The following is a 13,112-nucleotide window of genomic DNA, read 5'->3' as shown; positions in this document are numbered from 1 at the left end:
CCTTTGCTCAACCGCCGATGGAGACGTCGCCGGAGCCCGTGACGATGGGCGCTCCGCATGACGTCAGGCTGCCGACGAACGCCGCCGGCAGGCCATTGATGAAAACCGAGCCGGAACCCAGCACCACCGCCTGCGCGGAACAGTGCGGCCCGCACACGGCGATGCTGCCGCCGACGAAGGCGGCGGGGATGCCGTTGATGGACACGTCGCCCGAGGCCGTGACGACCACGCCGCCGTGGCCGATGGCGTCGCCGAGCCTTGCTGCGGGACTACCCATGATGAAACTCCTTCTGAAGAATGGGGCGACTGCGCCCTGGTTCGCGTAAACGCCGCGGCCCCTTTTCGGTCCCGCGGAGGGACCGCGGCGGCGCCGGATCAATCGACATCACCTGTAGTTTCGGGATACGTCTCGGGCGGCTCCGGTGTCGATGGTTCCGGCGTTGACGGCTCTGGTGTCGACGGCTCTGGTGTCGACGGCTCGGGCGTTGACGGTTCTGGTGTCGACGGCTCCGGTGTCGACGGTTCTGGTGTCGATGGCTCCGGCGTTGACGGCTCCGGTGTCGACGGCTCAGGGGTTGACGGTTCTGGTGTCGACGGCTCAGGCGTTGACGGCTCCGGTGTCGACGGCTTCGGCGTCGACGGCTCCGGCGCCGGCGGCAACGGCCGCAGCTTCGGCGCCGTCACCGAGAACCCGAACGCGGGCAGCGGGATCGGCGGCACGACGCCGCTGCCGCCGCCGCCGCCGCTGGCCGCGCTGTCGGAGTCGCCCGGGTTGAGGTCGACCTGCGAGCCCTGTATCACCACGTGGCTGCTGCCGATGATGCGGATCTTGGTGCCGACGATCTTGATACTGCCATCGGGCGACAGCGTGATCCCGGCCGCGCCGCAGCAGAAGTTGATCAGGCCGCCCACGGCCAGCGCGTAGACGCCGCCGACCGAGGTCGAGTAGGCGCCGCCGACCGCGACCGCGCGCGCGCCGCCGACGTTCAGCGCGGACGCGCCGCCGACCTGGGTCGACTCGGCGCCGCCCACGGAATAGCTGGCGGCGCCGCCGACGATGCTGGTAAACGTCGCGCCGACCGAGCACGAGTACGTCAGGCCCACGCCGAGCGAGAGGTTCACGCCGACCGTGTGCGACTCGTTGTTCTTGGTCAGGCGGTTCATGTCCTTCTCCGCCTGGATCTCGACCTCCTCCGCGCCGAGCTTGTCCTCGAAGCGGATGGCGTTGTAGTTCTGGCGCCCGCCGGTGATGGTCTTGCTCTTGAAGCCGCTCTTGGTCGCTTCCGCGGGCAGGTCCCACGGCGGCGGCGTCATGGTGTTGTAGAGGCTGCCGAGGATCAGCGGGCGGTCCGGGTCGCCGTTCAGGAAGCCGACGATCACTTCCTGCCCGATGCGCGGAATGTAGATGCCGCCGAAGTTGGTGCCGGCCCAGGCCTGGCTGACGCGCACCCAGCACGAGTCGGTGGCGTCGTTGCGCGCGTAGCGGTCCCACAGGAAGCGCACCTTGACGCGGCCGAATTCGTCGGTCCACACCTCCTGGCCCTGCGGCCCAACCACGATGGCCGACTGCGGGCCGTGCGTGGTCGGCTTGGGCGTCTCGCGCGGCATGCGGAAGACCTCGCCGGTGGGCTGCACCACCAGCTCGTTGTTGCATTCGTAGCGATAGCCGCTGCCGGTCTCGTCGGCGACCTCGGTCAGCGCCAGCGCGGATTCGATCACCAGGTATTCGCGGTTCGCATCCTCGTGCTGGTGCCGCGTCAGGACGAAGGTCTGCCCGCAGCCGATGCCGCGCACGTTGCCCTTGCCGTAGGCCCGCGTGCCGGGCGCGCGCCGCTCTTCCATGCGCACGCGGCTGATGAGCTCGCCGTGCTTGCTGTCGGTGTAGTCGCCCGGCCACTCGTAGAGCTCGCCCTCGCCCCAGTTGGTCTCGCGCGGCTGGTGGTTGGAGGTGCCGATCAGCGCGCGCGGGCGCGTGAAGTCGAAGTCGTCGATGACCACGCGGCCCGGCCGCAAGGCCTCGTCGGTGGAGAAGTAGCCGATGTACTCGATGTCGATCTTGCCGCCGTCCGGATGGTGGACCAGCTCGTGATAGGCCTCGCTGGGCGACTTGCGGTGCGCGCCGATGTGGTCGCACAGCACGAGACGGTGCTTGTTGTCGGTGTGCTCGAAGAACCAGTAGATGCCCCACTCCTCCATCAGGCGCTGGATGAAGTCGAAATCGGTCTCGCCGTACTGGACCTGGAACGCGCGCGGCTCGTTGCGCTCGCTCTCGCCGCGCACCGAGTACTTCTCGATGTCGAGGCGCTTTTCCACCGGGTAGGGATAGTCGTGCAGCACCGTGTCGATGATCTCGACCACGGTCTTGTCCTGGAAGATCTTGTAGTCGCTGGTCAGCGTGGCCAGCCACAGCCAGGGCCGCAGCTCCACGCGGTAGATGTTGTAGCGGCCCTCGCCGCGCAGGAAGCCCGCCTTCACCACCAGCCCGCTGATCTCGCGCACGCCCGCGCCCACCCCGCCCAGCGCCCCCGTGCCGATGCCGTCGAGCTGCAGGCTGACCGTCATTTCCGTGCCGATCATCGCCTTCAGGTCCAGATTGGCGCTGGTGGACAGCGGCACGTGGAAGTCATCCGGCGTGCGCAGGAGCAGCTCGTATGCGTAGAGCTTCCCGAGATGCTCCTCGCCCCGCAGGGACAGGAACCGGAGTGCCGGCTGGCCAAGCAACCGGGGCATCGCGTCGCTGCGGATGGCCACCGTGTGATCCTGGACAATCCGGCTCGCAGAAGAATTCATTGACATACAGTCCTCTCGATCCTACTCAACCAAACAAATTTGCGCCACGCGGCCGGCCCGGCCGCGCGGCTTCGCACCGCGCCGCTCAGGGCCGGGCGCCGCCGCTGTTCAGCGGCGGCTGCACGCGCACCTGCGCGCGCCGCAGCAGCACCTCGATCAGCAGATCGGCGCCGATGCCCTGCGCGGCCTCGACCAGGTAATCGGCAGCCAGGTCGAGATCCCTCGGACCACGCGCGTCGACGATCTTCTGGCCGAACTCGGCCACCCGCCGCATGCAGTAGACCGCCCGCGGCCCCGGCACGGCGGGCTCCCCCGCCGCCGTGGCGATGCCCTTCACCCATCCGACCGGCGTCGCGTGGACGCCCAGCCACTCGCCGAGCATGCCGGCAATGGTGTGGAGGTTGCCGGCGGCGCACAGCGCGGCCACCCTGGCGCCGTCCACCTCGCGCAGGCGCCAGGCGGCGCGCCACAGCGCGTTTTCCAGCTTCTTCGCATGCGGCAGGCGCCGGAAGGCGACGATTTCCCGATATTCCCGGTGGCGGCTGCGCAGCGTGGTGCAGTTCGAGGCGATGGCGCGCTCGAGGGCGCGCGTATCCGGCTCGTGCCGGCTCGGCAGCTTGTCGAAGGTGTAGGTGTCAGCGTCCCTGATGTTCATGAATCCGCCTATTGTCCTGTTGACGAGTAAGGGGCCGTGCCGCCGGCCGGCTCAATGCACCGCCGGCAGCCCGGCGCCGGCCGGCCGCGCCGCGGCCATCTTGCGTGCGCCGCCGGGACCGCGGCCCGCGGCGGTGCCGGGGCAGCGGAAGTCCTTCAGCAGGCTGGTCGCGAGCGGGTTGAACTGCCCGCCCGTGACCAGTTCCAGCGCCGCGTGCCGGCCGTCGAAATCGAAATCCACCACCAGCCGGCTGGCCGACGCGGTGCCGCTCAGGCGGCCGCGCTCGATCAGCCGGAACAGCGCCCACGGCCCGCTGGCGACGATCGTCGAGGTGTCGGGCCGGATGCGCGGCCTGGCCGTGATCTCGGCCACCGCGCCGCCGCGCGGCCCGGGCCAGCTCAGCGCGAAGGGCCGCACCGGGCCGTGCGCGTAGCGCAGGCCCTGGCCGTCCACGTCGACCGCCAGTTCGGTGATCTCCGGGTCGATGGCGGCGATCCTGGCATCCATCTTCCACGCCATGCGCTTGGCGCCGGGCTCGCGGAACAACAGCTCGCGGATCGCCGCGGCGCGCTCGAACGGCTCCAGGCTCGGCCCCTGGATCGGCGGCATGCCGGGATTGAGCGCCTTGTAGCGCCACGGCCTGACGTTGGTGTCCACATAACTGGCGAACGATTTCTGGAAGAAGTCGTCGAGCAGGCCCCCGGCGGCGAACACGCGGTTGAAGTCCTCGATGTCGACTTCCTGGCTGCTGGCCGCGAACGGATATTTCCCCTCGATGGCCAGGCGGCAGCTCGCGCCGACGCTGGAATCCATCTGCAGCGCCAGCAGCGCGCCCACCTCGCGCCCGACCTTGCTGGCCGACTGCGAGGCGATGCCGCCCAGCACCAGCCGCAGCGGCGCGGGCAGCTTGTCGGCTTCCATCTGCAGCGTGGTGCCGATGTCCAGCGCGGGCGGCATGCTGCTGCTGGCCAGCGCGTTGTCGGCCACCGCCAGGCGCGTGTACTGCTCGTTGAGCAGCGCGATGAGCGCGTCGAGCTGCAGCGCCTTGCTGCCGCTGACCGGCGGATTGCTCATGGCCGGGCCGTTGCCGGTGTCCGCCTGGCCGGTGACGACCTCGCGCAGCGCGGCGAAGCGGTTGTCCACCAGCTCTTTTTCCAGCCGCTGCTCGGGCCGCTGCGCGGCGATCCTGGCGGCAGTGGTCGCCGCCGCCTGCGCGGTGCCGGACTTGCGCCCCACCGCGGCCAGCGCCATGTCGGCCAGCGACGAATCCTCCTCGCGCCCGGCCAGCGACAGCGAGGTCTCGCGCACGGCGGCGCGCGCCAGCCGCACCAGCGGCGAATCCGGCGAGGCCAGCACGCGCAGCGTGTTGAGATCGAGCGCCAGCGTGCCGCCGACGCTCTGCGCGCCGGCCGCCGCCGGCCGCACGTCGGCCAGGAACTGCTGCCAGTGGTTGCCGTAGTCGGTCAGGTACTGGCGGCGGATGTCGTCGGCAATGGCCGACCTGCCCGCCACCAGACTGGTGTTGCGCAGCCCGCCCAGCGGCGCCGCGGCGGCCTCGGCGCGGCCCATGACCCAGGCGTCGTCGCTCTGCGCGCGCGCCAGGAACTCGGGCAGGCGCTTGCCGAAGACCTCGTGGTAGCCGTCATAGGTGTAGAGGCCGGGAACGCCGCGCTCGTACCGCGTGCCGTCGGCCAGCACGAAGATCGACGCGCCCTGGATGCCGGCCGCGCGGGCCAGCGTGAAGTTCTCCGGCGCGTCCTTCTCCATCGAGGCCATCGCGCGCTCGTAGAGCCGGCGCGGCGCCGGGTTGCTGCTCAGGAAGCTGCGCGCGCGCTGCACCAGCGCCGCGTCCTGCGGCACGCCGGGTCGAGCCGGGCGCGCGGCGAACATGGCGTCCAGATGCTGGCTCATGGCCTCGCGGCCGCCCATCGCCGTGGCGCCGTCGGTGCGCTCCCAGTCGCGCAGCACCCAGTTCCCGACCGTCTGCGCGTCGAAGCGCTTGTCGTCGTAGAGCATCAGGTAGGCCATCAGCGTGCGGTAGACCTCGTCGGCGTTGCCGGCGTCGACCTGCGCGCCCAGCACGGTCTCGACGCGGCGCACCACCTGCGGGAACAGGGCCTGGTGCAGCAGGCTCGAGTATGTCGTCCGCGACGCGTCGACGATGACGGGCGCCGTGTACAGGCCGTAGCGGTAGGCGCCGCCCGGCGCGAGCAGATCGAGGCTGCGGTACTGCGGCAGGTCGCGCGAGGCGTCCAGCATGCCGGCGATGGCGCCCGCCTGCGGCGCCTTGTTGTAGGCCTTGACGCCGGCCGCCAGCTCGCCGGTCTTCTGCGAGATCACCGTCAGGTAGGCGCGGTTGTTGTCGAAGCTCACCGTGAGCGCGCTGACCAGCCACAGGAACAGCGTGGCGACCAGCAGGTGCCCGGCCCAGCGCACCATGCACAGGCGGATCTCCCATTTCAGGTTGGGCCGCACCAGGTGCGCTTCCGGCACGATCACCTGCCGGAACACGTCGCGCAGGAAGTAGCCGCGGTGGACCGGCGGCGCCGCGTCGGCGCGGGCGGCCTCGGCCGCGCCGTCGTCCGGGCGCAGCCTGGCGAGCCGGCGCCGCAGGCGCTGCATCAGCGTCTCGCGGTCGGCCGGCACGATCTGGCCGGTCTGCTCGGTGCTGGTGAAATAGACGCCGCGCATGGTGGTCTGCAACTGCGTGTCGTCATAGCGCGAGTCGAGGAACACCAGCCCGAGCGTGTCGACCAGGACCGCGCACAGGCTGCGGAATTCCCGCGGCAGCGCGTAGAGCGTCTTGCGGCGGTCGTTGTCGTACTCCTCGAGCAGGCGGTTGTTGAGGCCGGCGTCGATGCGCGCCTCCAGTTGCGCGAGCTCGTCGGCGCAATGCCGGCGCAGGTCGGCGACCTCGGCCGAGGCGCCGTCGCCGCCGTGCGGCAGCGTGAAGCCCCAGGCCTGCGCGCGCCCTTCCGCGCTCAGCGACTGGAAATACTCGGGAAAGCCCGGCAGCAGGTCGAGCTTCGTCACCAGCACGTAGACCGGGAAGCGGATGCCGAGCTGGTTGCGCAGCTCGCCCAGGCGCGCGCGCAGGCTGGCCGCCAGCGCGGTGCGCTCGCCGTCGGACTTGTCCAGCAGTTCGGCCGCGCTGATGGCCAGGATGGCGCCGTTGACCGGCGCGCGCGGACGGTGCTTGCGCAACAGGCCGAGGAAGCCCCGCCATTCCGCCGCGTTGACCGCCGCTGCCGGTTTGCCCTGTTGGCCTTGCTGGCCCTGTTCACCGCGTTCGTCATCTCCGGCTTGTTCGGCCTGCTCGGCCTGCTCGACTTGTGCGTCGCTCCGGCTCTCGTGCTGGACGTAGCGCCCGGCCGTGTCGATCAGCACCGCCTCGTTGGCGAACCACCAGTCGCAGTTGGCGGTGCCGCGCGCGCCGCGCGGCGCCGACTGCGCGCCCATCTGGTCGGCCAGCGGGAATTCCAGCCCGGAGCCCAGGATGGCGCTGGTCTTGCCGGCGCCGGGCGTGCCCAGCATCAGGTACCACGGCAGCTCGTACAGATGGCGGCCTCTTTCGAGCACGCGCGTGCGCAGCGTGCCGCCGCGCAGCCGCTTGAGCTGCCCGACCGCCTTGGCCACCACCAGGCTGACCGTGCGGATCTCGTCGCGCGCCACCGGGTCGGCCTTGTCGGAGGACGGATTGAGAATCCGCTTGAGCAGGTCCGGGTTGGCGCGCACCGCGTGCCACAGCCGGTACAGGCCATAGGCCGAGTAGCAGAAGACGATCACCGAGATCAGCAGCACGCGCACCCACACCGGCGCCAGCGGATGATGCTCGGCCAGCCCGAACAGCGGCCCCGCGTGCCACAGCAGCACACACAGCGCGACGGCGGCGACCGGGCTCAGCGGCCACCCCAGCAGCCAGAACAGCAGCAGCGCCAGCAGCAGCACGATGACGGTCACGCGCGGGCCGGCATCCTCGAGCGGATGCAGCTGGCCGAAGGCCAGCAGCGGGCCGACGAACCACACCGCCAGCGACAGCAGCGCGACCGCGATGAACGCGAGCATCTGCCGCGAGAACAGGAATCGGAAAAAACGTTTCAAGTAAGACATGGCGGGCTCCGTCGCTACAGCGTCACCGTGATTTCCACGCGGCGATTGCGCGCGCGGCTCTCGGCCGTGGCGTTGTCGGCGACCGGTTGCGAGTCGCCCCGGCCGACCGCCTGGATGCGGCTGGCGGGGGTGCCGTGGGCTTGCAGGATCTGCGCGACGTAGGCCGCGCGCTTCTCGGAAAGCACCTGGTTGTTGGGAAATTCCGCGCTGCGGATGCGCTGGTTGTCGGTATGGCCGGTCACGGTCACGCGGCCGCCCACGCGGGCCACCTCCTGCGCCACCTTGACCAGGATCGGGTCGATCTCCTGGCGCACCCGGGCCTGGCCGGACACGAACATGGCGTCGCCGCGGAACACCACCACGCTGCGGCGCTCGTCCTCGGCCACGGTCAGCAGCCCGCGCGCGATTTCCTGCTTGAGCAGGATCGACAGGCGCAGGCGCTGCGCGGGCACGGCGGGCGCCTCCTTGCCGATGGCGAGAATGCGCGCGGCCAGCGCGTTGCGCTGCGACAGCAGATGGTATTGGTAGAACGCGAACAGGCCGAACAGGAACAGCACCGCGCACGCGGCCGTGGCCCACACCGGCACGCTGCGCAGGAACGGCAGCTTGCCGGCCTGCGCGCCGCGCCAGTGCGGCGACAGCTCATGCTGGAGGGCATCGCGCGCGCCGGCGATCAGCGTCCACAGGCGCTGGCGTATCTGCTCGAGATGGCGGCGGCCGTCGGCGACCACGCTGTAGCGCCCCTCGAAGCCCAGGCCGAGCACGCGGTAGAGGATCTCCAGGATGTCGACGTATTCCTGCGGGTCGGTCGCCATGCGGCCGATCAGCAGGAAGAACTTCTCGCCGCCGTCGACTTCGCCCTCGAACGTGATCAGCAGGCTCTGCGCGGCCCACACGCCGCCGCCGCCCCAGCGCGTGCGGTTGGCGGCTTCGTCGAGCGCCGTGCACAGGCAGTAGCGCACCACCGCCATGTGCTTCCACGGCAGGTCGGCCTTCTCGCACAGCTTCTGGAACACGCTGACCTCGCGCACCAGCAGCGTGCGCAGGCTGGCCACGGCGTCCGACGAATCGAGCGTGGCCGGCATGTCGGCCAGCGCCCGCAACAGCGGATGAGCGGCCTCGAGCAGCGGGTTCGCGGCCGCGCGCACCGCGTCCAGCCGCGCCGGGATGTCGACGGGCAGGTCGAACGCGCCGTCGCCTTCGGGCGCTTCCGGCGCGCCGAGGGCGCCGAGGGCGCCGGAAGCGGGCCGCGCCATCCCGGGCAGCAGGCCGGCGTCCACGCCGGCGCTGGCGGCGGCATCGGACAGGAAATCGAACGCGCCGTCATCGAACGTGGCCGAGCTCATTTATGACGCACTCCCCACAGTTCGAGCTTGAGCTCGGGGAAGCGGCCAGCGATGTGCATGGCGAGACCGCCCTGCTGCGCGATCTGCTCCCAGAACGGCCCGCTGCGCGACAGCTCGTAGTAGATGAAGCTCGAGTTGAACGGAATCTGGCGCGGCGGCACCGGCAGCGGCAGCAGCGTAAGACCCGGCAGGTGCGAACGGATGAGCTCGGGCAGGCGCTGCGGCTGGCTGATCTTGGTCTGCGCGGCGAACTGCTGCTGCAGCACGTCGGGCGACATCTGCGCGCCGACCGCGAGCACCAGGCTGGAGTAGCCCGCGAGGTCGGCCGGCAGCATGGTGGCCACGCGGATGCCGTGCGGCTGCTCGGTCAGCGGGATCGGCTGCGCGCCGCGGATCAGGACCTGGTTGAGCAGGTAGTGGACCTCGTCGACCAGCGGCCGGATACTGCGGTACAACTGCGCGTGGTCGTAGCCCGGCGTGGGCAGCGGGCGGCGCGTCTGCGGGCGCACGAAGGTCGACAGCTCGCCGGCCAGCATGGCCAGCTCGCGGTACAGCGTCACCGGCGGCGTCTCGCGGATGCGGCAGACGTGCTCGAGCAGCGGCTCGTAGCGGTTGAGCACCTGCAGCAGCAGGTAGTCGGCCACTTCCGCGGCCGCGCCGGCGCGGCCGTCGCCGCCCGACAGGCGGGCCGCGAGCGCGTCGGCGCGCAGCTTGGCCAGGCCATGCAGTTGCGTGGCCCATTCGCGCAGCAGCGGATTCGCGCCGTAGTGGCAGACCGGCGGGATATGGTCGGTGTCGTGCAGCGTCACCGAGCCGTCCGCGCGCAGCGCCTTGACGCGCGTGAGCGCGATGCCGATCCACGACTGGGTCAGCTCCTTCTCCGGCAGCAGGCGCAGGCGCAGGTTGGCCAGCTGGACCGGCTTCGGGCCCTGGCCGATCGCGTTGCTGTCGCGCAGCTCGTTCTCGAAGGCGGCATAGCGCGCCAGCGAGCCGGGCTGCTCGTCGAACGCGGTTTCCTCGGTGTTGGGCAGGCGCAGCGGCACCGCCAGGTAGATCATCTGCTCCTGGTGCTCGGGCCCGATGGTCAGCGGCGGCGGCGGCGGCGTGTGGCCGGGCACGTCGAACGGCGTGCCGTCCGGGAACACGCCCGTGCCGTTCTTGAACACGAGCTTGCCGAACGACAGCGATTCCTGGTCGATCTCGTACTGGCCGAAGCCCCAGAAGAACGGGCCGAGCACGGCCGCGCGCTTGTGCGCGAAGTGCTCGAAATAGCGTTCCTGCTGCTGAAACAGCTGGGGAAGGAGAAACAGCCCTTCGCTCCAGACGACTTTGTTATGCCAACTCATTGCAACTAATCCAATTCAGTAACCAGAATGGCCTGCTGGCCGATATCGACGTTCAGCCTGACCTTGGTGCGCGGCATGACCGCCCGGTACCAGCCTTCCTCGGGCACCGGCGGCGCCTGGTAGACCGCGCGCCATACGGATTTGCCCAGTTCGCGGTAGGCGGCCAGCACGCCGATCGCCACGGTGGCGGGATTGGCGCGCCGGCGGATGTCGCGCGTGTCGCCGGGGCGGAGGATGAATTCGTCCATCGCCAGCGCGTCTTCGCCGAGCACCTTCCTGCTGTCGTTGTGCAGCGTGAAGAAGTCGGCGTTCTCGAACGCCGTCGCCGATTTCAGTTCGTAGATCCGCACCATGACGGGCGCCGGGCGCCCCTTGTCGTCCGGATTCGTGCCTTCGCCCGACTTGATCCGCACGTGCAGGTCCGCCCGCTCCTTGCGCGGCTGGGGCAGGCTGCCGCAGGCGGGCAGAAGCAGGCATAGCGTCCCCGACGCGAGCCACCGGGTGGCCGCGCGCCGCGTCATGCGCCGGGAGGAAAGTCGAGAAGGCATCTGGATGATCATGTCGGGGAGGACCGCTGGCCGCACCGCCCGCCGCGCGGGCGCTCCGGTCAGCAGCCTCGGGCTCCGCCGCGGCGCGGCGGAGCCCTCTTCCGGAAAACCGGCGTCGGGGGTTAGGCTGCGTTCTTCTTGACGTCGAACGTTGCGGTGATCGCGCCGCCGCTGCCGCCCTGGGCGTTCTGCACCACGTATTCCTGCTTCAGGCGCGAGAACGACAGGCGCACGCTTTCACGCGGACGCGATTCGCCGGTGGCGACGCCGGACGGGCTCACCTGGGTCACCAGCACGTCGCTCATGGTCAGCTTGATGTACTCGAGCGGGTTGCCGCCGGCCTTGCGGACCACCAGCTTGGCTTCGTCGATATGCTTGCCCAGCAGGCAGTACTGGATCAGGTTGGGGCTGGCACGGTCGATGTAATGCTCGAACTGCAGATCGTCCACGGTCGCCTTGCCGGCGCCGCCACCCGAACCCAGATGCATGTTCGATTGCTGGGACACGTTCCATGCCCAGCTCAAGACTTCGATTTCGCCCTTGTGCGTGGCGTCTTCCGCTTCACCATCAATGCCGTTGATCTTGAGGAAGATGTCGTGCGACATGGCAATACTCCTTACGTTCTCGGTTAACAATGCGTTGAGGCAGGCAGGGATGTTTCACGAGCGCCTGCCCGTCGCTCGGCCGGGCGGCCGTCAGGCCGCCCCGCATGCCTTGATGCCGGCCGGGACCGCGCGGCAGGCCGCGCCCGGCCGCGGCCTCGCATCGTGTGTGTGGGGTGGCCGTGCCGCGGCGGCACGGCCGGGCGTCAGGCGGCTTCCTTGACCGAAGGCAGCTTGGCGACGAGGCGCAGCGATACCGTCAGGCCTTCGAGCTGGAAGTGCGGGCGCAGGAAGAACTTGGCCTGGTAGTAGCCCGGGTTGCCTTCCACGTCCTCCACGACCACTTCCGCGGCCGCGAGCGGGCGGCGCGCCTTGGTGTCCTGCGAGGAATTGCCGGGATCGGCGTCGACGTAGTTCATGACCCATTCGTTGAGCCACGTCTGCATGTCGCTGCGTTCCTTGAACGAGCCGATCTTGTCGCGCACGATGCACTTCAGGTAGTGCGCGAAGCGCGAGCAGGCGAACAGGTACGGCAGGCGCGCCGACAGGTTGGCGTTGGCCGTGGCGTCCGCGTCGTAGTACTCGGCGGGCTTCTGCAGCGATTGCGCGCCGATGAACGCCGCATAGTCGGTATTCTTGCGGTGGATCAGCGGGATGAAGCCGTTCTTGGCCAGCTCCGCCTCGCGGCGGTCCGAGATGGCGATCTCGGTCGGGCACTTCATGTCCACGCCGCCGTCGTCGGTCGGGAACGTGTGGCACGGCAGGTTCTCCACCACGCCGCCGCTCTCCACGCCGCGGATCAGCGTGCACCAGCCGTAGTGCTTGAACGAGCGGTTGATGTTGACCGCCATCGCGTAAGCGGCATTGGACCACGCGTACTTGCGGTGGTCGGCGCCGTCGGTCGATTCCTCGAAGCCGAACTCGTCGACCGGGTTGGTCTTGATGCCGTAGGGCAGGCGCGACAGGAAGCGCGGCATGGCCAGGCCGATGTAGCGCGCGTCCTCCGAATTGCGCAGCGAGTTCCACGGCGCGTACTCGAGGTTCTGCGTGAAGATCTTGGTCAGGTCGCGCGGGTTCGCCAGTTCCTGCCACGAATCCATCTGCAGCACCGACGGCGAGGCGCCGGTGATGAACGGCGCGTGCGCGGCGGCGGCCACCTTGGCGATCGAGCCGAGCAGGTCCACGTCGGGCGGGGTGTGATCGAAGTAGTAGTCGGCCACCAGGCAGCCATAGGGCTCGCCGCCGAGCTGGCCGTATTCCTCTTCGTAGATCTGCTTGAAGAACGGGCTCTGGTCCCAGGCCACGCCCTTGTAGCGCTTCATGGTGCGGCGCAGGTCGTCCTTGGACACGTCCATGAAGCGGATCTTCAGCTTCTCGTCGGTCTCGGTGTTGGTGACGAGGTGGTGCAGGCCGCGCCACGCGCTCTCCAGCTTCTGGAAGTCTTCGTGGTGCAGGATCAGGTTGATCTGCTCCGACAGCTTGCGGTCGATCTCGCCGATGATCGCCTCGATGCTCTTGTAGGCGTCGTCGGACATCGTGATCGAGTTGGCCAGGGCCTGCTCGGCCAGCGTCTTGACCGCGCCTTCCACCGCTTCGCGCGCCTGCTCGGTCTTCGGCTTGAATTCGCGCGACAGCAAGGCATTGAAATCCGGTTGCGTGGCGAGCGTCGCCTCGGCGGACCGGGATTGTGATTCACGTACAGCCATTTCTACTCC

9 protein-coding genes are annotated in these 13,112 nt (G+C 69.6%); all 9 read right to left on the bottom strand.

Going from position 1 to position 13,112, the window contains the following annotated elements:
* Positions 1–7 precede the first annotated feature (7 nt).
* Entirely contained in the window at positions 8–277 is a 270-nt protein-coding gene (locus AC3WXD_RS17030; RefSeq protein WP_020201804.1) for a PAAR domain-containing protein, read from the bottom strand.
* Between the two features lie 98 nt (positions 278–375).
* Positions 376–2,796 carry a type VI secretion system Vgr family protein gene (locus AC3WXD_RS17025; RefSeq protein ID WP_492324242.1) on the bottom strand — a complete coding sequence of 807 codons (2,421 nt, stop codon included), beginning with the start codon at positions 2,794–2,796 and terminating at the stop codon, positions 376–378.
* Positions 2,797–2,875: 79 nt separating this feature from the next.
* Entirely contained in the window at positions 2,876–3,445 is a 570-nt protein-coding gene (locus tag AC3WXD_RS17020) for a hypothetical protein (protein WP_492324241.1), read from the bottom strand.
* A gap of 51 nt (positions 3,446–3,496) precedes the next feature.
* Positions 3,497–7,555, bottom strand: a complete 4,059-nt coding sequence (gene tssM / locus AC3WXD_RS17015; RefSeq protein ID WP_492324240.1) for a type VI secretion system membrane subunit TssM — start codon at positions 7,553–7,555, stop codon at positions 3,497–3,499.
* Positions 7,556–7,569: 14 nt separating this feature from the next.
* On the bottom strand, positions 7,570–8,901 hold the full coding sequence (gene tssL, locus AC3WXD_RS17010) for a type VI secretion system protein TssL, long form (protein ID WP_492324239.1): 1,332 nt from the start codon (positions 8,899–8,901) through the stop codon (positions 7,570–7,572).
* Positions 8,898–10,247, bottom strand: coding sequence for a type VI secretion system baseplate subunit TssK (tssK, locus tag AC3WXD_RS17005; RefSeq protein ID WP_020201799.1), 1,350 nt, complete (start codon positions 10,245–10,247; stop codon positions 8,898–8,900). The genes tssL and tssK overlap by 4 nt, the downstream gene beginning before the upstream one ends.
* Positions 10,248–10,252: 5 nt before the next feature.
* Positions 10,253–10,807 (bottom strand): type VI secretion system lipoprotein TssJ, encoded by a 555-nt coding sequence (gene tssJ / locus AC3WXD_RS17000; RefSeq protein WP_231401575.1) that lies wholly within the window; start codon positions 10,805–10,807, stop codon positions 10,253–10,255.
* A gap of 110 nt (positions 10,808–10,917) precedes the next feature.
* Positions 10,918–11,400, bottom strand: a complete 483-nt coding sequence (locus AC3WXD_RS16995; RefSeq protein ID WP_020201797.1) for an Hcp family type VI secretion system effector — start codon at positions 11,398–11,400, stop codon at positions 10,918–10,920.
* A gap of 203 nt (positions 11,401–11,603) precedes the next feature.
* On the bottom strand, positions 11,604–13,103 hold the full coding sequence (gene tssC / locus AC3WXD_RS16990) for a type VI secretion system contractile sheath large subunit (protein WP_029043338.1): 1,500 nt from the start codon (positions 13,101–13,103) through the stop codon (positions 11,604–11,606).
* Positions 13,104–13,112: the final 9 nt, after the last annotated feature.

This window comes from Cupriavidus sp. FW216-B1 (genome assembly GCF_058789195.1).
The sequence above is the reverse complement of the archived record's forward strand: the minus strand, read 5'-3'. Positions and strand labels throughout refer to the sequence as shown.